Source organism: Nocardia alni (assembly GCF_019038435.1).
Classification (GTDB): domain Bacteria; phylum Actinomycetota; class Actinomycetes; order Mycobacteriales; family Mycobacteriaceae; genus Nocardia; species Nocardia alni.
In genome coordinates this window covers 21,407-45,335 of record NZ_JAGPOX010000004.1, presented here as the reverse complement: position 1 = coordinate 45,335, position 23,929 = coordinate 21,407, and the positions used below count along the sequence as shown (strand labels likewise).

Here is a 23,929-nt window from a genome sequence, read left to right as displayed (position 1 = left end):
TGCAGGGCGCTCCGGAATTGCCCGTCTCACCGAACGGATGGGCAGAACCCTGGTGGAGCAGAAGGATTCTCACCTGAGCGATGCCGAGGAGTCGGTGAGGGGCACACCAACTCCCCGGAATTCGCCACAGAATTCACGTTCGGACCCGACGTTATTGGGAGAGAAGTACTCTCACCCGCGCACTGCCGGCGACCACCACGCGATCCGCGCTGGTGGCGTGCAGCGACAACGTCGCCACGGACGTGGCGGGGTCGACCGATTCGACCGTCCCGCCCAATTCCAGTGTCTCGCCGATACTAAGCGGTGAGACGAACCGCACCGAATACGACATCACATGCTCCACGTGCGCGAGGTCGGCGACCCACGCGGCGAGCATCCCGGCCTGCATCTGCCCCATCGAGATGACGCCGGGTAGCCCGGCGCGCGCGGCATAGTCGCCATCGTGGTGCAGCGGATTGAAATCCCCGCCCGCGCCGGCGAACCGGACGATATCGGTCTGGGTTATCGGCCCGATGCGCTTGGCGTCGAGCTGCTGGCCGGCGGTCAGCGTCACCGGAGTGCGGCTCATCGCGCGGCCCTTTCGATCAGAACTTCGCGCTGCACGACCGAGGTCTCGCCGGAGGCGTCGACCCATTCGGTCTCCAGGGTGACCAGTCGCATCGTGCCGCCGCGCTTACCTTCGCGCGTGCTGTCGTCCGCGATCCGCCGGGTGCCGGTCAGATGGTCGCCCACGACGAGCGGACGGGTGTACTCCCATTCCACCGAACCGACGACCACCCGTTCGATGGCCAGGCCCAATGCCGCGACGAACTCCTTCTGATCCCTGTGGTGCCCGGCGACGACCACATGTGTCGGAGTCGCGGGAATGCTGGGAAACCCGGCGGCCACGGCGGCGTACCGATCGGTGTGCACCGGATCCTCCGCGCGCGTCGCGATCGCGAACTCCCTCACCTTTCCGGCCTCCACCTCGAACGATACGACGTCGAGGACGCTGCCGACGGATAACTTCCGAGCCGTGGAACTCGTCACGGTCACCTCCCTGGATTTTTTGGTCTGACCTATTGTAACGTTGGTCCGTAAACACGTGGAGGTTCAGATGGATCTGACCGATTCGCCGGACGAGGCTCGGTTCCGCACGCGCATTCGCGACTGGCTGACCGAGACCCTGCCGACGCTGCCGTGGCCGGAGCCGGCCCGGCTCGAGGACAAGCGCGCCTTCTGGTCGGTCTGGCAGCACAAGCTGTTCGAGGCAGGCTTCGCGGGTCTGTCGTGGCCGGCCGAATTCGGCGGCGCGGGCGCCGACGCCAAGATCAAGGCCATCTTCACCGAGGAGACCGACCGCGCCGGCGCGCCCGAACGGCTCAACATCATCGGCGAGGATTTCGCGGGCCCCACCATCGTCGCGTTCGGCAGTGACGAGCAGAAACAGCGCTACCTGGGACCGATCCTCCAGGGCGAGCAGATCTGGTGCCAGCTGTTCTCCGAGCCCGAATCCGGATCGGATCTGGCCTCGCTGCGCACCAAGGCGACCAAGGTCGACGGGGGATGGAAGATCCAGGGCCAGAAGATCTGGACCTCGCGGGCGCAGATCGCCGACAACGCGATCCTGCTGGCCCGCACCGGCGGCGGCGATCGCCACAAGGGCATCACCTACTTCCTGCTGCCGATGTCGTCCGAGGGCGTCACCGTGCGCCCGCTGGCGCACATGCTCGGCGAGGCGGAGTTCAACGAGGTGTTCCTCGACGACGTCTTCCTGCCGGACGACGCGGTCGTCGGCGCGGTCGACGGCGGGTGGAAGGTCGCGATGGGCACCCTGGCCTTCGAGCGGGTCGGCATCGCGACGGGCCGGGTGAACACCACCCGCGCGGTCGACGACCTCATCGCGCAGGTCAAGGCCAAGACCGACGAGCAGGGCGCCCCCCTGAGCGGCACATCCGAGATCCGGCAGCGCATCGCCGATCTCTACGGCCGCGCCCTGACCCACTACCTGATCGGCCAGCGAGTCATCACCGGCGCGGCGTCCGGGCAGCCCCCGGGGCCCGTCACCTCCATCGGCAAGCTCTACTTCTGCCCGCTGGTCGAGGACATCGCGGACCTCGGTCTGGAAATCACCGAATTCGGCGGGCAGTTCGGTCTCGCGGAGGACGGCGACAGCGCGGACCCGGACCAGCAGCGATGGCTGCGGCTGGCCTATCAGGCGCGCGGCACCGCCATTGCCGGCGGGTCGACCTTCATCCAGCGCAACATCGCCGCCGAGCGTGTGCTCGGAATGCCCCGAAGCTGAGAAAGACTGCGTGATGAGCACCTACGTGTGGAACCCGACACCCGACTACATCGAGAACGCGAACGTGCTGCGATTGGCGCGGGCGCACGGCATCGACTCGATCGACGAACTGCGCAGGCGATCGACCGCGGATATCTCCTGGTACTGGGACGCGGCGGTCACCGACCTGGACATCCCGTTCTCGACACCGTACGAGGCCGTGGTCGATCTGACGAACGGGATCCAGTTCCCGGACTGGTTCGTCGGCGGAACCTTCAACGCCGTCGACGCGTGCATCACCCGGTGGCTGCCCGAGAGCTCCGATCGGGCGGCGATCGTGCACGAGGCCGAGGACGGGTCGGTCCGCACGATCACCTACGGTGAACTGGCACAGCAGGTTTCGCGTGTCGCGACGGGGCTGGCGGAACTCGGGATCGGTGAGGGCGACGCGGTGGGCATCTACCTGCCGATGATCCCCGAGGCGGTTGTCGCGTGCTACGCCGCGGCGGGGATCGGCGCGATACTCGTGCCGTTGTTCTCCGGCTTCGCGGCGCCGGCCGTCGCCTCGCGACTGAACGACGCGCAGGTCAAGGCGGTCATCGTCGCCGACGGGACGATTCGCCGGGGCCGCAAGGTCGGCATGGCGGACGAGCTAGCCGCGGCGCTGGCGCAGACACCGTCGGTGCGAGCGGTCGTCGTGGTCGACAACATCGGCGAGGCAACCGATTTCGAGGGTCTGGGCGTCACCGCGAGCCCGTGGGACGCGCTCGTCGACGCCGTGGTCCCGTCGTACTCGTTCCGCCCGTTTCCCGCGATGCAGACGCTGATGCTCGGCTACACCTCCGGCACCACGGGCAAACCCAAAGGCGCGGTGCACACCCACGCCGGATTCACCATCAAGGTCGCATCCGAGGTCGCCTACTCCTTCGACATCAACGAGGGAGACGCCTTCTGCTGGATCACCGACATGGGCTGGGTGATGGGCCCGCTGGCGGCCTTCGGCACCCATGCCAACGGCGCCACCCTGGTGCTCTACGAGGGCTCGCCCGACGTTCCGGATGGTTGCAGACTGTGGGATCTGGTGCAGCGGCACCGGATCGCCATGCTCGGCGTCTCGCCCACACTCATCCGCGCGCTGCGCTCGACACCGGTCGCCGAGATCGCCGAGCGGGATCTGAGTTCGGTGCACACTCTCGGATCCACCGGTGAACCCTGGGACCCCGACTCCTACGACTGGATGGCCGAGCAGGTCTTCGGCGGCCGCGTGCCGGTCATCAACTTCTCCGGCGGCACCGAGGTCGGCGGCTCGTTCCTGGCGCCGTATCCGGTCGAGCCGATCCCGAGCTGCTCGCTGGGCGGGCCGTCGCTCGGCATGGACGTGGACGTGGTCGGCGACGACGGACAGCCGCTGCGCGGCAGCATCGGCGAACTGGTCTGCCGCCAACCGTGGCCGGCCATGACGCGCGGAGTGTGGCGCGATCGGGAGCGGTATCTCGAGTCCTACTGGTCCAGATTCCCCGGGATCTGGTGTCACGGCGACTACGCGCGGGTCGAGGACGGCCAGTGGTACCTGCTCGGCCGTTCGGACGACGTCATGAACGTGGCCGGAAAGCGGCTGGCCCCGGCCGAGGTGGAATCGGTCCTGACCACCCATCCTGCGGTGGCCGAGGCGGCGGCCGTCGGCGTTCCGGATCCGCGCAAGGGCGAAAGCGTCTGGGCCTTCTGGGTGCCGCGCAAGGGCGCCGACACCGAAGGGGTCTCCGAGGAACTGCGCGCGCTGGTCGCGGCGGGTGTGGGCAAGCCGTTCGCCCCGGCGAAGGTCTGGGCGGTCGAAGCCCTGCCCAAGACCCGCTCGGCCAAGATCCTGCGGCGCGCGGTCCGCGCCGCCGCGCTGGGAACCGATCCCGGCGATCTGTCTAGCGCGGAGAACCCCGAGGCCGTGGAGGGCATCCGAGATGTCGTCCACCGCACGAGCGAGAGCTGAGGAGAAGCGATGCACTGGGAGCTGTCCGAGGAGCAGGAGCTGTTCGCCACGTCCCTGCGTGAGTGGGCCGCCGCCAAATTCCCGCCCGAGGCCGTGCGGAAGATGCAGACCTCCGAGGAGATGAACCGGTTCACCGAGGCGCTCATCCGGGACGGTTGGTGGGGCGTCGGCTATTCGGAAGACGTGTCCGGGCAGGGCGGGGGAGTCCTCGAACAGGCACTCGCCGCTCGGGAGTTCGGCCGTGCCGCGGTACCCGACTCGCGCTGGCTCGCGGCGGCTCTGAGCGCCCCCCTGCTGACCACGCGGGAACTGAGCGAGCAGGTGGCGGGCCGGCATCGGTTCGCGGCGGCGATCCGGGCCGACCGGATCCCGGCGTGGACGCCGCTGCCCGCCGCGTCGGATCGGCTGAGCGCGACCGTGCCCCATGTGCTCGGCGCCCTCGAGGCGGACACCTTCCTCGTGCCGGTGACCGGGCCGGACGGTTTCGGCCTGGCCAGGGTGCTGGCGTCGGACGCGGTCGTCCGACGAGACGACCTGCTCGACCGCTCGCGCGTCACCGGCGCGGTCGAGTTCTCGGACGCGCCGATCGTCGAGATCGTCGCCGCGGACGAAACCTCGCTGTCCCGGACCGCGGCACTGGCCGCGGTGCTGACGGCCGCCGACGCCCTGGGTAGCGCGGAGCGCATGCTCGAACTCTCCGTCGAATACAGCAAGCAGCGCAAGCAATTCGGGCAGTTCATCGGTTCCTTCCAGGCCGTGAAGCACGCCGCCGCGCAGATGCTGGTGACGGTCGAGGCGTCGTATTCGACGGCTCTCTACGCCGCGGCCGCGCTCGACGCGGGAATCGCCGACGCCGCGACGATCGCCGCGGTCGCGAAGGCCCAGGTGACCGGGCCGGTGGCGGATCTCGCGGAATCGGCGCTCACCGTGCACGGCGCGATCGGCTACACGTGGGAACACGATCTGCACCTGTTCTACAAGCGCGCCAAGCTCGACCGCACCCTGTTCGGCCCGCCGAGCGCCTGGAACGAGCGGATCGCCGCCGCACTGCTGGACGAGCCGGCGCGTGCGGGCTGACCCTTTCGTCTTTTGGTCAGTCCATTGTTATAGTTAGTAGAGTTTGAGGGATGGAGTACGGACGTGGATTTCGAACTGACAGAGGATCAGGTCACGATCCGTGACGCGGTCACGGAGCTGGCGGCCAAGTTCGACGACCGGTACTGGCAGGAGAAGGACGAGAAGCACGAGTTCCCGACGGAGTTCTACAACGCGTTCGCCGCGGGCGGGTGGCTGGGTATCACCACACCCGAGCAGTACGGCGGCCACGGCTACGGGATCACCGAGGCATCGATCATTCTGGAACAGGTGGCCGCGTCCGGGGCGGGTATGAACGGCGCGAGCTCGATGCACCTGTCGATCTTCGGTATGCATCCGGTGATCGTGCACGGCAGCGAGGAGCTCAAGCAGCGGACCCTGCCGCGCATCGTCAACGGCGATCTGCACGTGTGCTTCGGCGTCACCGAGCCGGGGGCGGGCCTGGACACCACCAAGATCACGACCTTCGCCAAGCGGGACGGTGACAAATACATCGTCAACGGCAAGAAGGTCTGGATCTCCAAGGCCGTGGAGTCCGAGAAGATCCTCCTGCTGACCCGGACCGCACGGTTCGAGGATTCGCCGCGCAAGACCGACGGCCTGACGCTGTTCCTCACCGATCTCGACCGGGACAGGGTGGATATCCGGCCCATCAAGAAGATGGGCCGCAACGCGGTGACCTCCAACGAACTGTTCATCGATAATCTGGAGATCCCGGTGGAGGATCGTGTCGGTGAAGAGGGCAAGGGTTTCAAGTACATTCTCGACGGCCTGAATCCCGAGCGGATGCTGGTAGCCGCCGAGGCACTCGGCATCGGTCGCGCCGCCCTGCGGGCCGGGGTGCGGTACGGCAACGATCGTGAGGTCTTCGGCCGTCAGATCGGCAAGAACCAGGGCATCCAATTCCCCCTCGCGGATTCGCTGGCCCGGCTCGACGCCGCCGAGTTGATGCTGCGCAAGGCCACCTGGCTCTACGACAACGGCAAACCCTGTGGGCGCGAAGCGAATACGGCCAAGTACCTGTGTGCCGATGCGGGTTTCGAGGCTGCCGACCGTGCTCTGCAGACGCATGGTGGTATGGGCTATTCGGAGGAGTACAACGTCGCGCGGTACTTCCGTGAGGCCCGGCTGACCCGTATCGCGCCGATCAGCCAGGAAATGATCCTGAACTATCTCGGTTCACACGTGCTCGGCCTCCCGAGGAGCTACTGATGAGCGATCCGACAGCGACACCAGGCACTACGCCGTCCGGCATCCGGGCGTTCAGCCTCGACGGGCGGACCGCGCTGGTCACCGGCGCCGGCGGCGGCGTGGGAGCCGCAGTGGCCGAGGCCTTCGCCGCGGCCGGTGCGGCGGTGCTGGTGACCGATATCGACAAGGACGCGGCCGTCGCCGTGAGCGAACGGATTCGCGCGGCCGGTGGTGTCGCCGAGCCCTTCACCCTGGACGTCTGCGACGGCGACAACGCGCGTGAGGCCGTGGCCGCGGCGGCGAAACTCGGCGGCGGGGTGCTGAACATCCTGGTGAACAACGCCGGCGTGATCGCTCCGGCCATGTTCCCCAAGATGGACGAGGCCAAGTTCCGCAAGGTGCTGGACACCCACCTGATGGGCAGCTACCACTGCAGCCACGCCGCGCTCGAGTACCTCCCCGACGACGGCACCGGCCGCATCATCAACGTCACCTCGGCGGCGGGATTGACCGGGACGATCGGCCAGGCCAACTATGGCGCGGCCAAGGCGGCCATCGTCGGGCTGACCAAGTCGCTCGCCCGCGAGCTGGCCAGGCAGTCGATCACCGTGAACGCGGTCGCGCCGCTGGCCGCGACGGCGATGACCGAGAACATCCGCAGCAACGAGAAGCTCGCCGCCAAGACGCTGGCGCGAATCCCGTTGGGGCGCTGGGCATATCCCGACGAGATCGCCCCCACCTTCGTCTTCCTGGCCTCCGGCGCCGCGGGCTACATCACCGGTCAGGTGCTGCCGGTCGACGGCGGGACGGTGATCTGACATGAGCGCACGAGTCACCGGCCCCTTCGCCACCTCCGGACGAGAGGTCGTCATCGCCGAGGCGGTACGCACGCCCATCGGAAAATCACATCCGGACAAGGGTTGGTTCCGGGATATCCATCCCAACGCGATGCTGGCCGCCTGCTACCAGGACCTGATCGCCCGCGCGGGAATCGATCCCGGCGTCGTGGAGGATCTGGTCATCGGATGCACGGCCCCGTTCGGTGAGCAGTCCCGCAATATCGGCCGTAATGCGTGGTTGCAGGCCGGATATCCGGCGGAGGTCCCGGCCACCACGCTGGATCGCCGCTGCGGCTCTGCCCAGACCGCCGTGAATTTCGCCGCGGCCCTGGTGTCCTCGGGCGTGCACGACATCGTGATCGCCGGCGGCGTCGAACATATGGGACATGTGCCGATGAATTCACCGGCCAAGATCAGTGAACTGTACGGCGACCCGTGGCCCGCGGCGCTGCGCGAGCGCTACGACTTCGTCACTCAGGGCGAGAGCGCCGAACTCATCGCCGAGCAATGGAATATCTCGCGCACGGAGATGGACGAATTCGCGGTGCGCTCGCACGCGCTCGCTGCCGACGCCATCGCCGCCGGTCGTTTCGCCGACGAGATGGTGCGGATGGAACTGGACGGCGAGATTCGCACCGGCGACCAGACGGTCCGCCCGGGAACGTCGCTGGAGACGCTCGGGAAACTGAAGACCGTCTTCCGTCCCGAGAACGGCCGCATCACCGCCGGCACGTCCAGCCCGATCTGCGACAGCGCGGCCGCGGTCCTGCTGTGCACCCGGGAGGCGGCCGAGCGCCACGGCCTGCGCGTGCGCGCCCGCATCGCCGACCAGACGACCGTCGGCGTCGATCCGATCATCATGCTCACCGGACCGATCCCGGCGACCCGAAAACTGCTGGAGCGCAACGATCTGACGATCGACGACATCGACCTGTTCGAGGTCAACGAGGCGTTCTCCTCGGTCGTGCTGGCGTGGCAGCGCGAGCTGAAGCCCGATATGGACCGGGTCAACGTGAACGGCGGAGCGATCGCCCTCGGCCATGCGGTGGGCGCTACGGGCGCTCGGCTGATCGCCACGATCCTCGCCGAAATGGAGCGGCGGGACAGCGGGCTCGGCCTGGTGACCATGTGCTGCGGCGGCGGTCTGGGTACGGGCACGCTGATCGAGCGGGTGGACTGATGCTCGACTTCGCCGAGCATCTGCGAGCGGGTATGGGGGTCTGGTGGAGCCAGGCCGCCGCCGAGCCGCGCCCGCTGGTCGACCGGTTGCTCGCGCAGGCGCCGGAACTCGGATCTCTGCGCCTGTTCACCGGCTTGAGCTGGAACGACCAACTGGCACAGTCGATGTCGCCGACCGACATCATGGTGTCCTACGGTGGCCTCGGCGCCCTGCGGGAGCTGGGCGCCACCGATCGGCTCGAGGTCGTGCCCTGCCACTACTCGGCGCTGCCCCGGATGTTCGCCGAGCATCGGCTGCCGTGCGACGCCGGACTGCTCCAGGTCGCGCCGCCCGATCGGGACGGAATGTGTTCGCTGGGAATCGGCGTGGACTACATGGCCGACGCGATCTGTCACACCCCGCTGCTGTTCGCCGAGATCAACAAGCAGATGCCGGTGGTGCCGGGCTCACCGCGAATTGCGTTGAGCCGCTTCGCCGCGACGCTCGAGACCGACCGGCCGCTACAGCAGGAGGCCCTTCGCCCCGCCGGTGACGTCGATCGCCTCATCGCCGCGCACATCGCGAGTCTGGTGGACGACGGTGACACGCTGCAGGTCGGCATCGGCTCCATGGGCGCGGCCGTCTTCGACGCACTGTCGGGGCATCGCGATCTGGGCGTGCACACCGGGATGATCACCGACGGCGTCCTCGAGCTCATCGACGCCGGAGTGATCACCGGCGAGCGCAAGCAACTCGATCGCGGATTCGCGGTGGCGGGAACGGCACTGGGGTCGGCCGAGCTGTACGCCCGGGTCGCGGGGCTGCCCGTGCTGTTCCGGCCGACCAGCTACACCCATGCGCCGCAGGTGCTTTCGCAGCTCTCCACGCTGGTCGCGGTCAACTTCGCGATCGAGGTGGACCTGACCGGACAGGTCGGCGCGGAGATGAGCCGGGGCACCTACCTCGGCGCGGTCGGCGGCCAGGTGGATTTCGCTCGCGCGGCCGCGCTGACCGGCAAGCGCTCGATCGTCGCGCTGCGCTCGACCGTGCGCGGACGTTCGTCCATCAAGTTCACCCTCGACGAGGGGATCGTGACCACCGCGCGCGCCGACGTCGACTGCGTCGTAACCGAACACGGCGTCGCGCATCTGCGCGGTCAGCCGCTCGGCGAACGGCGCCGCCGGTTGATCGCCGTCGCGGCCCCGGAGTTCCGCGACGAACTCGCGAACGCCGTACAGCTCGCCTCTTGACCCCAATCCCTGTCATCGAAAGGAAACGACAACCATGAGTAATCGTGTCGCGCTGGTCACCGGCGGCGCCCAGGGGATCGGCGAGGGAATCTCGCGCAGGCTCGGCGCGGCGGGCTTCCAGGTCGCCGTCGCCGACCTGAATCACGAAGTGGCGCAGCAGACCGCCAAGGAGATCGTCTCCGCCGGCGGCAAGGCGATCGCGGTCCCGATCGACGTCACGAACACCGAGTCGGTCCAGGCCGCCGTCGCGCAGATCACCGAGAGCCTCGGTCCCGTGGACGTCGCGGTGAACAACGCCGGCTGGGACGACTTCATGACGTTCCTCGAGACCGACGAGGCGTTCTGGGACAAGATCCTGAACATCAACTTCAAGGGCGCGTTGCGGGTCAACCACACCGTCGTACCGGGCATGGTCGAGCGCGGCTTCGGCCGGGTGATCAACATCGGCTCCGACGCGGGACGGGTCGGATCGTCGCTGGAGGCGGTGTACTCGGGCGCCAAGGGCGGGATCATCGCCTTCACCAAGACCCTGGCCCGCGAGGTCGCCACCAAGGGCGTCACCGTCAACACCGTGTGCCCCGGCCCCACCGACACCCCCGCGCTGCGCAAGTTCGCCGACAACTCCGGACAGGACGCCGACAAGGTGCTGGGCGGGATGACGCGCGCGGTGCCGATGAAGCGCCTGGCTCAGCCGTCCGACATCGCCGCGGCCGTGGCGTTCTTCGCCTCCGACGAGACCGGTTACATCACCGGCCAGACGCTGTCGGTCAGCGGCGGCCTGACGATGGCATAGGGATGACGGTGACAGACGACACGCAGGAGTGGTCGACCGTCCGCCGATACGACGACGTCGACTACTCCCGGACCGCGGACGGCATCGCCAGGATCATGATCTGCCGCCCGCAGGTGCACAACGCCTTCCGGCCGCAGACGTTGATCGAGATCTCCGACGCGCTCACGCACGCCCGGGAGGATCCCTCGATCGGCGTCATCGTCCTGACCGGCGAGGGCGATCGCGCCTTCTGCTCCGGCGGCGATCAGCGTGTGCGCGGCGATACGGGATATCTCACGGACCCCGACCGGCCCGACGCGGTCGGGCGCTTCCACGTCACGGATTTGCAGGTACAGATCCGCCGGCTGCCGAAGCCGGTCGTGGCGATGGTCGCCGGGTACGCGATCGGCGGCGGGCATGTACTGCAGATCGTGTGTGACCTCACGATCGCCGCGGACAACGCTCGTCTCGGACAGGTCGGCCCCAAGGTCGGTTCCTTCGACGGCGGGTTCGGCGCCGGGCTGCTGGCCGACATGGTCGGTGTGCGCAAGGCCAAGGAGATCTGGTTCCTGTGCCGGCAGTACGACGCCGCCGAGGCGCTGGAGATGGGGCTGGTCAACACCGTGGTTCCCCTCGCCGACCTCGAATCGGAGACCCTGGCGTGGTGCCGGCGCATGATGGAGCTGTCACCGATGGCGCTGCGCCTGATGAAGGCCAGTTTTCACGCGGCCGAGGACGGCCTGGCCGGTATCCAGCAGCTCGCGCACGACGCGAATCTGCTGTTCTACGCGACCGAAGAGGCCAAGGAGGGCCGCGAGGCGTTCAAGGCCAAGCGGAAGCCCGAGTTCGACCGGTTCGCGCGTCGAGCCTGACTACATCCGGAGGATCTGCGATATGACGACGTTCGGAGTCAACGCATTCGGGGTCGGCCGCGGACCGGAACGGTTCGCGGCGATGACCGAGCTGGCACGGGAGGCCGAGGAGATCGGTTGCGCGGCAGTGTGGACGAGCGAGCTGTACAGCCGCTCGGCCACCGTGCCGATGGCGGCGCTGGCCGCGGGTACCCGCACGATCCAGATCGGCTCGAATATCGCCTACGGTGTGGGCCGCAGCCCGCTGATGTGGGCGGCGGAGGCGCGTGATCTGGACGAATTGTCCGGTGGCAGGGTCATTCTCGGACTCGGCAACGGCACGCCGAAGATGATGGAGGCCTGGCACGGTGTGTCCGGCGAGGCGCCCGCCGCGCGGATGGCCGAACTGCTCACCGTGCTCAAGGCGCTGTGGCGCCTGCACGAGGGGCCGGTGCACCACGACGGCCGCTTCTACCACGTGCACATCACACCGACATCCGATGTGCTGGAACCGATCCGGCCGGAGATTCCGCTCTGGATCGCGGGGGTGAACAAGCTGATGCTGCGCACCGCCGGTGAACTCGCCGACGGACTCGTCGGCCATCCGATGTACACGGCCGATTACGTCCGCGGGCCGGTCGCGGACGAAATCGCCGCCGGCGCGGCGGTTTCCGGTCGTGATCCAGCCGACGTGACCGTCATGGGCATCCGGATGTGCGCGATCAACCAGGACGTCGAGCTGGCGCGGCGTCAGGCGGCGTACGCCATCGGTCAGTACGCGGCTTCTCGTGTCTACGACCGGCTCTTCGAGCTGCACGGCTGGAGCGCCGAGCAGCAGAAGATCCGTCAGGCGGCCCGTGAGCGTGACGACGAGGCCCTGATCGCCGCCGTGACGGACGATATGATCGACGCGATCGCGATCGCCTGCGCGCCGGCCGATTTTCCGGCGGCGCTGGCACGGATCCCGGAGGGGTTCGACCACCTCGACCTGGTCGCGCCGCCGTGGGGACTCAGCGATCAGGAGACCCGTGCGATCAACACCGAAATCCTGTCGGGCTTGCGGATCCACCTCGCGAGCCCGGTATCGGTATGAGGCGTAGGCGAATTCAGGACTCCGCTTTTCAGGACTCCTCGATCTCGATCTCGGTGCGCTTCTCGACCTGCACCACGGCCTCGGCGTAACCGTGGACGTGCTTGGTCATGCGGCGCGTGGCGGCCGCGGAGTCGCCGAGGCGGATGGCATCGGTGATCGTCTTGTGCGCCCGGTAGGTGGTCGTGCGGACCTCCTCGTCGACGAAGGCGGTGTTCTCCGTCGAGCTGTAGATGGCCTTCGACAGCGCGGTCATGAAACCCGTCAGCAGTTCGTTGTGGCTGGCGGCGGCGACCGCGAGGTGCCAGTCCACATTGGCCTGGAGGAATCGTTCGAGCGGAATATCGAGATCGCCGAGTGTCGCGTTGGCCGCGTCGAGGACGGCGATGTCGTCGTCGGTGCGGTACTTCGCCGCCAGGCCCGCGCAGGCGGGCTCGATGGCCTCGCGGGTCTCCAGCAGGTCGATCAGCCGCAACTGCTGGCCACGGATGAGCAGGGTCGCCGAGGAGGCCACGGCCGCGCCGCCGGGCTGCTGCACGAACGCGCCGCCGGAGCGGCCGGTCTTGATGACGATCAGGCCCTGCACCTCGAGGATGCGCAGTGCCTCGCGGACGGTCGTGCGGCTCATCTGGGTCTGGGTGACCAGTTCGCGCTCGGGCGGCAGGGCCGTGCCCGAGGGAAACTCGCCGCGCAGGATGCGCTCGCGCAGGTCGTTCGCGAGGACGTCCGACGCCTTGGGCACCTGCATCGGCTGTAACTGAACCGGGTGTCGCGCAACAGTGCTCGACGAGGGCGACTCGGGCATCGTTACCTGCTTTCTGTGCATTTGGTCTTACCTAATCTATCAGCAAATAGTCCTGCCATGCGAGTTTGCAGCTGGGGCGGCTAAAGTGTAATTTGGTCTTACCAAAGAAATGGTTGGAGGGCGACGTGGCAGAACTGGCGCAGGATGTGGTCACCTGGAAGGCGGTCGAACCGGGGGTCGTGGCGGTGACCATGCGCCGCCCGCCCGCCAACGCGCTGGGGATCCCGCTGCTGGAGGGCATGCATCGCGCCATGGACGCCGCCGAGAAGGCGGGCGACGTCAAGGTCATGGTGCTCGAATCCGCCCTGACGGGTTTCTTCGCCGCCGGCGCCGACATCAAGCACCTCTCGACGATCGATGCGGCGAGCTTCACCGCTTACGGCGACAAGATGCGCGAGGTCAACGACCGACTCGCCGCGGCGCCCTGGATTTCCATCGCCGCCGTCGACGGTGTGGCGCTGGGCGGCGGCCTGGAGCTCGCGATGGCGTGCACGTTGCGGGTGGCGGGGCCCGGCGGCAAGTTCGGGCTGCCGGAGGTCAAACTGGGATTGATCCCCGGCGCCGGCGGTACCCAGCGGCTCCCGCGACTGGTCGGAAAGGGGCGTGCGCTGGACATCATGCTGACCGCACGGCAGGTCGCCGCCGACGAGGCGTACCGAATCGGCCTCGTGGATCGGCTGACCGACGGCGACGCGACAGCGGCCGCGCTGGCGTTCGCCCGCGAACTCCTCGGCCCCTCGCTGCCCGCCCAGCTCGCGGTGGTCCGCACGGTGGACGCGGCGTTCGACCTGCCGCTCGGGCAGGGGACGCGATACGAGGTCGAGCAGATTCAAGCGTTGTTCGAAGACGGCGAAGCGGCCGAGGGCATCAGCGCCTTCGTCGGCAAGCGCAAGCCGCGGTTCCGCTAGCCACTGTTCGCCGTCGTCCGCTCGTTGGAGGAGTTCCGGATGAAGACCCTGGAAGAGAAGTTCGAAACCCTGCTGGCCGAGGAGGTCGAGCCGGGCATCGTGGTGGTCACGTTGAATCGTCCCGAACGGTACAACGCGATGACCAATACGATGTTCGTCGAACTCGAACAGCTCGCGTGGGGGCTCGAGACCGAGGACGCCTGCCGGGTCGTGATCCTCACCGGCGCGGGCAAGGCCTTCTGCTCCGGGTACGACCTGGCCGACGCCGACGACCTGCCGAACCTGGGCGCCCTGGGCATGCTGGATCAGCAGGAGCGCGCCGCACGGGCACTGACCGCGATCCGCTCGCTGCGCGTTCCGGTGATCGCGGCGGTGAACGGACCGGCCGCCGGTGGCGGCCTGGCGCTGGCGCTCGCCGCCGATATCCGCCTGGCCGGGCCGAACGCGGTGTTCAACGCCGCGTTCGTGCGGATCGGGCTGTCCGCGGGCGATCTGGGCACCTCCTGGCTGCTGACCCGGCTGATCGGACCGGCGAAGACCAGTGAAATCTGTTTCACCGGAAGGAAAGTCGGCGCCGCCGAGGCGGTGGAGCTGGGCCTGGTCAACTCGGTCGGCGCGGGCGACGCCGTCTCCGACGCGCTGGCTCTCGCGAAACAGATCGTCGCGAATTCCCCGGGCGGCGTGCAGCTTTCCAAACGAGCGTTGCAGGCCAACCTCGAGGTCGGCTCCTACGCGGCGGCCATCGAACTCGAGAACCGCGGCCAGGCGCTGCTCACCCGCAGTCCGGACATGATCGAGGCGCTGAACGCCTTCAAAGAGAAGCGCGCGCCCGTCTTCGAGGGCAAATAGCAGAGCTGGACGAGACGAGGCCACGACATGAGCATCAACCTTCCCGAACTACAGACCCTGACCTTCGAAGAGGCCGAACCCGGCGTCGGCGTCCTGCGCATCAACCGGCCCGACCGGATGAACGCGCAGACCGTGGCGATGTTCCACGACTACCTGGCCGCGGGGCGTGCGCTGCGCGACAGCGGTCTACGCGCGCTCATCCTCACAGGGGCCGGAGAGCGTGCGTTCTGCGCCGGCTTCGACCTCGACGAGATCCAGGTGATCACCGAGATGGGCGTGCGGGAGTTCCTGCGATTTCAGGAGACCGCCACGGGCGGCATCCAATCCATCCGCCATCTCCCGTTTCCGGTGATCGCCGCCGTCCACGGCGCCGCGACGGGCGGCGGGATGGCGCTGGCGCTGGCCGCCGACATTCGGCTGGCCGCACCGACTCTCAAGATGAGCGCGGCGTTCGTGAAGGTCGGGCTGTCGGTCGGTGAGCTGGGCACCTCCTACAACCTGTCCAGGCTCGTCGGTCCGGCGCGAGCGGCCGAGATCGCTTACACCGCACGGATCGTCGGGGCCGAGGAGGCGTTGCGGATCGGCCTGGTCAACCAGGTCGTGCCGGCCGACCGGTTGCTCGACGAGGCGCTCGCCATGGCACGCGTGATCGCGCAGAACTCGCCCGGCGGCGTGCGGATGTCCAAGCGCGCCATTCAGCGCAACACCGAAATCGGCTCGTACGAAGCGGCTCTCGAACTCGAGAACCGCGGCCAGGCCCTGCTGACGAGGACCGAGGACATGCCCGAAGCGCTCGCTGCCTTCAAAGCCAAGCGCCCGCCGCAGTTCTCGGGCCGGTGAGGCCGCGATGACGTGGGATTGGACGGCCGAAACGCGAAAGGCGCTGGGGGAGTTCCTCGCCGCGCACGAGATACTGTCGGGGCCGATCACGACCAAGGCCATCGGAGACGGGCACTCCAACCTGACGTTCCTGGTGAGCGACGGCAGCACCGGCGTCGTGGTACGCCGCCCGCCGCCGCCGCCGATTCCCCCGGGCGCCAACGACATGCTCCGGGAGGCGACACTGCTGAAGGCGCTGCGGGACACCGCGGTGCCGGTCCCGCGGGTGCTCGCCGTGGCGGCGGAGGGCGAGGTGCTCGATGTCCCGTTCTACGTGATGAGCTTCGCCGCGGGACCGGTCGTCACCACTCACACACCCGCGCCGCTCGACTCGGTCCACCAACGGCGATCCATCGGCTACGACCTGATCGACACCCTGGCGGATCTGCACGAAGTCGATTGGCGTGCTGTGGGTCTGGCCGACATGGGACGGCCGGCGGGCTTCAACGCCAGACACCTGCGGCGGATGCGGCGGCTCGTGGCCGACGACGAGGGCAATCCACCGGCCGAGTTCGCGGATGTCGACTCCTGGCTCGAGGCGAACACGCCGCCGGAGTCGGGCGCCTCGCTCGTGCACTGTGATTTCCGGATCGGCAACCTCGTGCTCGCACCGGACGCTCCGGGGCGCATCGCGGCGGTGCTGGACTGGGAGCTCGCCACGATCGGCGATCCACTGCTCGACGTGGGGTATCTGATGGCGACGATCCCCGAGCCCGGCCGGCCGATGAACCCGACCGCGGAGCTCGGCGCGGCGATGCTGGAGAACGGCTATCCGTCGAAAGAGGAACTGGCACAGCGTTACAGCGCCCGTACCGGCCAGGATCTCGGGAACCTCGCGTGGTATACGACGCTGTCGTTGTGGAAGCTGGCCGTGCTGTACGAATACAGTCGCCGGCGCGTTCTGGATGGGATCGGGGATCCCTACTATTCCGATCCCGAGTTGGTCCGGCGGTTCCTCGACGATGCGCGACGCGTCGCCGGAATCGCGGCCGCCGACTCCACCGCCCGGCTGTAATCAAGGAGTTCTCGATGGCCATCACGCCCGGCACCGCCTTCCATGATCCGCTCGTCGGGCCGGAGGTCCGCGATCTCCCGGACGGCTTCTTCGATCGGCTCATGTTCAACATGCATCCGATCGATGCCGTAACCCCCTCGGTGATCATGGGTTTCGGCATCTACCCGCCCAAGGACACCGCGGACGGCTTCGTGGTCGTCAGCGACGGGGACCAGCAGCGCAACCTGCGGTTCTCCACCCAGCTGAGCGCGACGAACCGCGACGGCGCCGGCCCGTTTCGCTTCGAAACGGTCGAGCCGAACCAGCTGTGGCGACTTCACCTGGGCCCCAACCCGATCGGCGCCGAGTTCGATCTGACCTGGCGGGCTCGCACGCCCGCGTGGTCCGGCGAGATCGCCGTCACCAATACCTCCTCGGTCCGCACCTCGTTCGACCACCTCTTCCAATCCGGTTGGTACGAGGGCACGTTGCGCGTCGACGACCGGCAGTACGTCGCGGATGGCTGGTACGGGCAGCGGGATCGCTCTCGCGGCGTGCGCACGATGTCCGGCGGCCAGGGGCTGCACATCTGGTATCAGGCGCAGTTCCCGAGGTTCTCGATCGGCTTCCTGCTCGTCGAAACCCGTGCGCACGAAAGGCTTCTGCTCGAGGGGGCCGTCATGCACGAGGACGGCCGCCTGGACGCGATCACCGATGTGCGGCACGCGCTCGTGTTCACCTCCGACCTCGACCTGGTCGAGGGAGACGTCGAGGTCCGAACGGCCGACGGGAAGCGCTACCTGGTGCACGCCGACGGCCGGGCGGGTGGCGGCTATATGGCCGGGGCCGGCTACGGCGGCCATCACGGCGTCTCGTCCGGCGTCGATCACGTCGAGTCGGATCGTTACCCCCTCGACGGTTCGGTAACGCCACGCTCCCTGGACTCGGCCCTCACCGACCGGCTGTGCACCTTCACCCTCGGCACCATTCGTGGATCGGGCATCTTCGAGTTCGCCCTGACGCGCAGCAGTAGGTACCAGTACCAGCCGACGCTGTGATCAACGCACGGGATCTGCTCTAAATTGTAAAACAATATTGGCTATATGCTTCTTCTTTGGCGTCTCTGTAGGTGATACTTGCCTTCTGGCTTTCTGGATTGCATGACAATCTCGGCGAGCCGATGATGAAGGAGACAGCCTTGGACCACTCAACGACGCAGCACCACGACGAGGGGACGGGCGAGCCCCGAAACCCGGGCACCGACGGCCGAGGCAGCGGTCGCGTCCTGATCGCCATGTGTCTCGGCCTGATGCTGTCGATGCTCAACACGTCGATGATGCACATCATCACGCCGCAGATCGGGGCGGCGGTGGGCGTCTCCTCACTGACCGGGTTGCAGTGGGTGGGTGACATCTACACCCTCGGCTACGCTGCCCTGCTGCTGCCCGGTGGTGCGCTCGGCAACCGGATCGGCCGTCGCAACGCTTTTCTCTGTGGCGTCGCCCTTTTCGCGCTGGGGTCACTGCTGTGCGCGGTCTCGCTGAATCTGCCGATGTTGCTCGTGGCCCGGGTGGTTCAGGCTGTCGGCGTCGCGGTCATGCTCCCGCAGACCCTGTCCGTCCTGGTCCACGAGTATCCGGACAAGGGCGCTCGCGCCCGTGCCGTGGGGATCTGGGCCGGGGTGTCCAGCCTCGGCATGGCGGGAGGTCCGGTCCTGGGCGGTGTGCTGATCGCCATCGCCGACTGGCGGGCCGCTTTCTTGCTGTCCCTACTGCTCGCGTTGGTCGCCCTGGCGCTGGGCTACCGCGCGCTGCCCGAGTCCCGGCACGGTCGCCCCGCCGCGGCCGCGCCGGTCGACCTGCTGGGCGGCGCGGTGAGCGTGGTCTGGCTGATCGCGCTGGTCTACGGCTTGATCGAGGTGAGCGCCTATGGTTGGACCTCGCCACGGATCATCGTCTGTTTCGTGGTCGCCGCAGGGGGAGCCGTACTGTTCTGCGTGCTCCAAGCGCGGACCGCACGCCGCGGCCGGGTGCCGATGATGCCCCTGCACCTGTGGCGGGCCCGCGGATTCATCGCCGCCAACGTGGCCGGCCTGGTCTACTTCCTCACCCAGACCGGGATCATCTTCTACTACAACCTCTACTTCCAGCATTACCAGCACCGCTCGGCGCTGGTCTCCGGGCTGCTGTTCCTGCCGATGACGTGCCTGATGGCCGGGCTCGCCCCGTTCGCCGGACGGCTGGCCGCCCGCTTCGGCATCCGCGTCGTGCTGGTCGGCGGTCTGGTCGTGTCCGGACTGGGCTGCCTGGTGTTGGCGCTGCTGTCGGACGACGCGTCGGTGATACAGGTGGAATGGCGAATCGCGGTGTTCGGCATCGGAGTCGGGCTGATGAGTTCCGCGATGAGCAACGCCGCGGTGTCCAGCGTCTCGGCCGATTTCAGCGGTGTCGCCTCCGCCGTCCACAACACCTGCCGCAAGATCGGCAGCACCCTGGGCGTCGCACTGCTCGGTGTCATCGTCCAGGCGGGCGGATCGGGGACGGCGTCGCGGACCGGCTTCCTGTACGGGGTGAGCACCGCCATGATGTTCTGCGCGGCGCTGCTGCTGGCCTGCGCGGCGATAGTCCTGGTACTGATGTGGCCGGCCGCTGGCCCTGAAACAGACAGGGAGGGTGCGCATCTCGTGGATGCGCACCCTCCCTCGAGTGGTGAGCGCTGATGGGCTCACACGGTTCGCTGGGCCTTGCTCGACTCGGAGGCGGCCTTGCTGGTCTCCCTGATCTGCTGCCAGTCGGCGTCGGTGAGAGTGGTCAGACCGGCGAAGGTGCCCGGTCCGGCCAGCATCTGCCCGCCATCCATGGCGATGGTCTGGCCGGTCAGGTAGTCGCAGGCGTCCGACAGCAGGAACATCGTCAGGTTCGCCAGTTCTTCGATGGTCCCGGTGCGTCCGGCGGGGATCTGGTCGGCCTGGGTCGCGCCGACCGATGACTTGTCGGTCGGGTTGAGCATCTCCCACGCGTAGTCGGTCGGGATGGGCCCGGGGGCAAGCGCATTGAGCCGAATCCCGTACTTGGCCCATTCCACGGCCAGGGACATGGTCATCGAATGCACCGCGGCCTTCGCCATGGCGGACGGGACGACGAACGCGGATCCCGTCCACACCCACGTGGTCAGTGTCGACAGGACGCTTCCGGGTAGACCGTCGGCGATCCAGCGTTTGCCCGCCGCGTGGGTGGTGTGGAACGAGCCGTTCATCACCGTGCTCGTGATCGCCTGAAATGCCCTGGGGCTCAAGTCTTTCGTCTGGGCGATGAAGTTGGCGGCCGCGTTGTTGACCACGCCGGTCAGCGGACCGTGCTCGGCCCAGATCCGACCCATCGTCTCATCGACGTTCTCGTAGTCCCGGACGTCGACGGAGTGGTAGTGCACCGATCCGGGCCGGGAGGCGGAGGCCTCCTGCGCGGCCTCGGCCAGGACCGCCTCACGCCGGCCCCACAGGTGCACCTCGGCGCCGTGGTCGACAAGGTGCCGCGCCACGCCGCGGCCGAGTCCGGTGCCGCCGCCCGTGATCAGGATTCGCTTGCCGGACAACAGCGTCGGCGCGAAGGCCGTATCGGTCATCATGTACCTCGTCACTCGAAGGGTGGTTCCGGCGGTCTACAGGCCGATGTGCTTGGCGATGATCTCGCGCTGAATTTCGTTGGTACCGCCGTAGATCGGCGGCGCGAGGGCGCGACGCACCTGGCCTTCCATACCGTATTCCCGGGCATAGCCGTAGCCGCCCATCATCTGCATCGCCTCGAGGGTCGCGTGTTTGGCGGTCTCGGTGCATCGCATCTTGGCCATCGCGCTCTCGCGGGCGAGGTCGTCCTCCAACCCCGCGTCGATCTTGGTCGCCACGTCGTAGACGAACGTGCGCGCCAGCTCGATGTCGGTGGCCAGATCGGCGAGGCGATGGCGAAGGGCCTGGAACGAGGAGATCGGGCGACCGAACTGCTCACGTTCCCGCGCGTACGCGACCGCGTCGTCCAGTGCGCGGCGCGCGCCGCCGATGCTCATCGCGGCGATGATCAGGCGCTCGATGGACAGGCCGCGCATGAGCTGTTTCCAGGCGTTGCGCGGCTCGCCCACCACTGCCGACACCGGGACCTCGACGTCGCTGAAGAATACGTCGTTGCAGGTGTGCGGCTCCATCGTCTGGATGGCGCGAATGGTGAGGCCGGGGGCGTCGGTCGGCACCATGAGCAGCGTCATGCCCTGATGCTTGCTGCCGGAATTGTCCTCACGGGTCAGCACCAGGATGTGTTCGGCCACATGCGCCGCGGAGATCCAGGTCTTCTGGCCGTTGATCAGATAGCGCTCGCCGTCGAGGCGGGAGCTGACCCGCAGGCCGGCGAGATCGGAGCCCGCGCCGGGTTCGCTCAGCGCGATCGCCTCGAGGCGCCCGGCTGTGAGATTCGCGACGATCGTCTTCTTCTGGTCGTCGGTGCCCCAGCGCATATAGGTCTGCGCCGCGGTCAGACCGGTGGAGTACCCGGTGATGGGCGCGAGGCCGCGAGCGGCCTCCTCCAGGAAGATGCACTCGTCGACGAATCCCGCTCCGCCGCCGCCGAATTGCTCCGGGAGCGAAACTCCCAGCCATCCGTTGCGGGCCATATCGGCCAGCACCTGGGGGCTGTTGGACAGGGTTCCGCCCTCGGTGACCGCGTCGCGCTGTGCGACAGTCGCGAGATGGCGGTGGCAATACTCGGTGATCGCCGCCGCGAACTCGCGCTGTTCGGTTGAGAACTGCACCTCACTTACCCCGGAACGGTGTGAAGTCGGGCTTGCGCTTCTCGTTGAAGGCGTTGATCCCTTCCTGCGCCTCCGGGGTCTCGCCGAACATCGCCAGGGTGGAGTACGCCATGGTGCCGATGCTGACGAAGTGCTCGGTGTCGGTGTTCATCGACTGCTTGAGCACCTTGAGGGCCGTCGGCGAGAAGTCGAGCATCTGATCGGCCCAGGCGCGCACCTCGGCCTTCAGATCGGCGGCGGGAACGACCTTGTTCACCAGGCCCCACTCCAGCGCCTCCTGCGCGGACAGCCGGCGCAGCATGAACCAGATCTCGCGGGCCCGCTTCTCCCCGACGACGCGGGCCAGGTAGCCCGAGCCCAGGCCGGCGTCGAAGGAGCCGACGCGCGGGCCGTTCTGCCCGAACTGGGCGGTGTCGGCGGCGATCGTGAGGTCGCAGAGCACGTGCAGCACGTGGCCGCCGCCGATCGCGAGGCCGTTGACGGCCGCGATGACGGGCTTGGGTGCGTCGCGGATCACCCGGTGCAGGGCCTCGACCTCGAACAGCCCGCTCGCGGACGGGCCGTAGTCGCCGGTCTCCATGCGCTGCTTCTGGTCGCCGCCCGCGCAGAACGCCTTGTCGCCGGCGCCGGTCAGGGCGATGACCCCGACCTCGCTGCTGGCCCACGCGCGCTTGAAGGCCATGACCAGTTCATCGACCGTCTGCGCGCGGAAGGCGTTGTAGCGCTCCGGGCGGTTGATCGTGATCCATGCCAGCCCGTTGTCGATCTCGAACGTGATGTCGGTGAATTCGGTCATCAGACTCCAGTGTCCTTCCGGGTGATGAGTTCGGGTTCAGATGGTCTTTGGACTGACCATTTGCACAATAGTATATTTAACCGCGATCTACATGCAAGGGCGACGCCGGCGGGCCGGGAAACAGCTCGGCCACCCGCCGAGGAGTCAGCGGGTGGCCGAAGTGCGATGTGTCGACTTTCCGGGTCAGTCCCGGCCCAGGGCGTGGGCCAGCTGGGACTTGTTCATCTTGGAGCGGCCGTCGATCTTGCGTTGGCGCGCTTCGTTGTACAGCTGCTCGTAGGTGGGCCCCTGCGCGCCCGAATGGGAGCGCTGCCCGCCTCGCCGCTGTGGTGACATGTCCTGGACCGAGGAGCGGCTGGCCGTGCGTGCCTGGCCGGACTGGGCGCGGTTCTTGTTCACCGTGCGCGCGGCGATCTCCTTCGCCCGGGTGGCGCTCGCGCCTCGGGACTTCTCCGAGTCGCGGATGTGCTCGTATTCGCGTTCCTGTTTGTCGGTCCACGCCTTGGGCATGAGAGATACCTCCTGTCGGGGTGGGCCCGGGTTCGGGTCCGGAGCTATGGCCGCCATACCCGCTCGGCGGCGGTCCACACTCCGATTTGTTTGCGATGGACCGGATCGGGCAGTCGCGCGATATGAGGGAGATAGCCACCGATGTGCTGCCCGAGCTGGACGCGTTCGCCAATGCGGTGCGGGCGCGAGACCCGCGGGCCGGGTCGTGGTGCGAGGCGTGGACCGTGCGGGACATCGTCATCCACCAGGCCGGCAATGCCGAGGAGTTGGCGCGCGTGCTCTCGGCGCACCTGTCCGGGCGGCCGGTGCCGACGCGGCGGTTCGAGGAGCGGGAGACGCCCTACCGGGCGATGGGTGATCTCGAGCTGTGGTCGGCCTTCCTCGATCGCTGTACCGAACTCGCCGAAGTCTGCGCCGAGGCCGAAAGCACCGCGGAGCAGGACACCGAGATCGAATGGACAGGACGCACGGTCACGGTGCCGTTCTTCGCCGAGCACATGCGGGAGGAGCTGATTCTGCACCGATGGGACGTGACCGGCGACGATTCCACCGCGCAGCAGGCCCTCAGCGAGCCGTGGATGACCCGCCACAGCGTGCTGCAGGTCGGCCGTCCGCTGCTCGCCCGCGGCGCCGCCCATCTGCCGCTGGACGATCGGCATGTGATTCGCGGCAGGCTGCGCGTGTCCGGCACGGACGACATCGTCGTCACGGCGGGTGCCGAGAGCACCGACATAGGATTCGCCTCGCAGGAGGGGGCCGCCACGATCGAGAGCGACGCCGCGACCCGGGCACTGCTGCTCTGGGGCCGCCGCCCGGCCAATCCGAACAGATGGCACAGCGACGCCGAGCCCGAGGAGCTGCGCAGCTTACGGCTGCTGCTCTCGGGCTACTGAGGCGTGC

At 67.9% G+C, this 23,929-nt stretch carries 24 protein-coding genes; 17 read left to right on the top strand and 7 right to left on the bottom strand.

Annotated elements, in window-relative coordinates; translation table 11 throughout:
- Positions 1-151: 151 nt before the first annotated feature.
- The gene (locus tag JZ791_RS03035) at positions 152-568 is read right to left on the bottom strand and encodes a MaoC family dehydratase (RefSeq protein WP_216892575.1); all 417 of its coding nucleotides are present in this window, start codon (positions 566-568) and stop codon (positions 152-154) included.
- Complete coding sequence (locus tag JZ791_RS03030; protein ID WP_216892574.1) at positions 565-1,029, bottom strand: FAS1-like dehydratase domain-containing protein; 465 nt, start codon at positions 1,027-1,029, stop codon at positions 565-567. The genes JZ791_RS03035 and JZ791_RS03030 overlap by 4 nt, the downstream gene beginning before the upstream one ends.
- A 67-nt stretch (positions 1,030-1,096) precedes the next feature.
- Between JZ791_RS03030 and JZ791_RS03025 the strand changes: the two genes are divergently transcribed.
- The 10 genes from JZ791_RS03025 to JZ791_RS02980 all read left to right on the top strand — a co-directional run bounded on the left by JZ791_RS03025 (position 1,097) and on the right by JZ791_RS02980 (position 12,497).
- Complete coding sequence (locus JZ791_RS03025; RefSeq protein WP_216892573.1) at positions 1,097-2,284, top strand: acyl-CoA dehydrogenase family protein; 1,188 nt, start codon at positions 1,097-1,099, stop codon at positions 2,282-2,284.
- A 13-nt stretch (positions 2,285-2,297) separates the two neighbouring features.
- A complete protein-coding gene (locus tag JZ791_RS03020) occupies positions 2,298-4,247 on the top strand; it encodes an AMP-binding protein (protein ID WP_216892572.1) in 1,950 nt (649 codons plus the stop codon).
- A 9-nt stretch (positions 4,248-4,256) separates the two neighbouring features.
- Positions 4,257-5,324, top strand: a complete 1,068-nt coding sequence (locus tag JZ791_RS03015) for an acyl-CoA dehydrogenase family protein (protein ID WP_216892571.1) — start codon at positions 4,257-4,259, stop codon at positions 5,322-5,324.
- 63 nt (positions 5,325-5,387) lie between these two features.
- Entirely contained in the window at positions 5,388-6,554 is a 1,167-nt protein-coding gene (locus JZ791_RS03010; RefSeq protein WP_216892570.1) for an acyl-CoA dehydrogenase family protein, read from the top strand.
- Positions 6,554-7,351 carry an SDR family NAD(P)-dependent oxidoreductase gene (locus tag JZ791_RS03005; RefSeq protein ID WP_216892569.1) on the top strand — a complete coding sequence of 266 codons (798 nt, stop codon included), beginning with the start codon at positions 6,554-6,556 and terminating at the stop codon, positions 7,349-7,351. Before JZ791_RS03010 ends, JZ791_RS03005 begins: the two co-directional genes overlap by 1 nt.
- 1 nt (position 7,352) lies before the next feature.
- Positions 7,353-8,552 (top strand): thiolase family protein, encoded by a 1,200-nt coding sequence (locus JZ791_RS03000; RefSeq protein WP_216892568.1) that lies wholly within the window; start codon positions 7,353-7,355, stop codon positions 8,550-8,552.
- Entirely contained in the window at positions 8,552-9,781 is a 1,230-nt protein-coding gene (locus JZ791_RS02995; RefSeq protein WP_216892567.1) for an acetyl-CoA hydrolase/transferase family protein, read from the top strand. Before JZ791_RS03000 ends, JZ791_RS02995 begins: the two co-directional genes overlap by 1 nt.
- Before the next feature lie 34 nt (positions 9,782-9,815).
- On the top strand, positions 9,816-10,574 hold the full coding sequence (locus JZ791_RS02990; protein ID WP_216892566.1) for an SDR family NAD(P)-dependent oxidoreductase: 759 nt from the start codon (positions 9,816-9,818) through the stop codon (positions 10,572-10,574).
- 2 nt (positions 10,575-10,576) lie between these two features.
- Positions 10,577-11,425, top strand: coding sequence for a 1,4-dihydroxy-2-naphthoyl-CoA synthase (menB, locus tag JZ791_RS02985; protein ID WP_216892565.1), 849 nt, complete (start codon positions 10,577-10,579; stop codon positions 11,423-11,425).
- Between the two features lie 22 nt (positions 11,426-11,447).
- Entirely contained in the window at positions 11,448-12,497 is a 1,050-nt protein-coding gene (locus JZ791_RS02980; protein WP_216892564.1) for an LLM class flavin-dependent oxidoreductase, read from the top strand.
- Positions 12,498-12,525: 28 nt separating this feature from the next.
- On the opposite strand, the gene JZ791_RS02975 is transcribed toward JZ791_RS02980, so the two are convergent.
- The gene (locus tag JZ791_RS02975) at positions 12,526-13,242 is read right to left on the bottom strand and encodes a FadR/GntR family transcriptional regulator (protein ID WP_254205132.1); all 717 of its coding nucleotides are present in this window, start codon (positions 13,240-13,242) and stop codon (positions 12,526-12,528) included.
- A 182-nt stretch (positions 13,243-13,424) separates the two neighbouring features.
- On the opposite strand from JZ791_RS02975, the gene JZ791_RS02970 reads away from it, so the two are divergent.
- From JZ791_RS02970 to JZ791_RS02945, 6 genes are all read left to right on the top strand, one after another.
- The gene (locus JZ791_RS02970; protein ID WP_216892562.1) at positions 13,425-14,207 is read left to right on the top strand and encodes an enoyl-CoA hydratase/isomerase family protein; all 783 of its coding nucleotides are present in this window, start codon (positions 13,425-13,427) and stop codon (positions 14,205-14,207) included.
- A 39-nt stretch (positions 14,208-14,246) separates the two neighbouring features.
- The gene (locus tag JZ791_RS02965) at positions 14,247-15,056 is read left to right on the top strand and encodes an enoyl-CoA hydratase/isomerase family protein (protein WP_216892561.1); all 810 of its coding nucleotides are present in this window, start codon (positions 14,247-14,249) and stop codon (positions 15,054-15,056) included.
- Positions 15,057-15,083: 27 nt separating this feature from the next.
- A complete protein-coding gene (locus JZ791_RS02960) occupies positions 15,084-15,896 on the top strand; it encodes an enoyl-CoA hydratase/isomerase family protein (RefSeq protein WP_216892560.1) in 813 nt (270 codons plus the stop codon).
- A 7-nt stretch (positions 15,897-15,903) separates the two neighbouring features.
- Positions 15,904-16,950, top strand: a complete 1,047-nt coding sequence (locus JZ791_RS02955; protein ID WP_216892559.1) for a phosphotransferase family protein — start codon at positions 15,904-15,906, stop codon at positions 16,948-16,950.
- A gap of 14 nt (positions 16,951-16,964) precedes the next feature.
- The gene (locus JZ791_RS02950; protein WP_216892558.1) at positions 16,965-17,987 is read left to right on the top strand and encodes an Rv3169 family protein; all 1,023 of its coding nucleotides are present in this window, start codon (positions 16,965-16,967) and stop codon (positions 17,985-17,987) included.
- 140 nt (positions 17,988-18,127) lie between these two features.
- Complete coding sequence (locus tag JZ791_RS02945; protein ID WP_216892557.1) at positions 18,128-19,648, top strand: MFS transporter; 1,521 nt, start codon at positions 18,128-18,130, stop codon at positions 19,646-19,648.
- A gap of 5 nt (positions 19,649-19,653) precedes the next feature.
- Here JZ791_RS02945 and JZ791_RS02940 read toward each other — a convergent pair whose 3' ends face one another.
- The 4 genes from JZ791_RS02940 to JZ791_RS02925 all read right to left on the bottom strand — a co-directional run bounded on the left by JZ791_RS02940 (position 19,654) and on the right by JZ791_RS02925 (position 23,029).
- Positions 19,654-20,550 (bottom strand): SDR family oxidoreductase, encoded by an 897-nt coding sequence (locus JZ791_RS02940; protein ID WP_216892556.1) that lies wholly within the window; start codon positions 20,548-20,550, stop codon positions 19,654-19,656.
- Between the two features lie 36 nt (positions 20,551-20,586).
- Positions 20,587-21,723, bottom strand: coding sequence for an acyl-CoA dehydrogenase family protein (locus JZ791_RS02935; RefSeq protein ID WP_216892555.1), 1,137 nt, complete (start codon positions 21,721-21,723; stop codon positions 20,587-20,589).
- A gap of 1 nt (position 21,724) precedes the next feature.
- A complete protein-coding gene (locus JZ791_RS02930; RefSeq protein ID WP_216892554.1) occupies positions 21,725-22,519 on the bottom strand; it encodes an enoyl-CoA hydratase-related protein in 795 nt (264 codons plus the stop codon).
- A 183-nt stretch (positions 22,520-22,702) separates the two neighbouring features.
- Positions 22,703-23,029, bottom strand: a complete 327-nt coding sequence (locus JZ791_RS02925; protein ID WP_216892553.1) for a plasmid stabilization protein — start codon at positions 23,027-23,029, stop codon at positions 22,703-22,705.
- Positions 23,030-23,151: 122 nt separating this feature from the next.
- Here JZ791_RS02925 and JZ791_RS02920 point away from each other — a divergent pair, with 122 nt between their 5' ends.
- Positions 23,152-23,922 carry a maleylpyruvate isomerase N-terminal domain-containing protein gene (locus tag JZ791_RS02920; RefSeq protein WP_216892552.1) on the top strand — a complete coding sequence of 257 codons (771 nt, stop codon included), beginning with the start codon at positions 23,152-23,154 and terminating at the stop codon, positions 23,920-23,922.
- Positions 23,923-23,929: the final 7 nt, after the last annotated feature.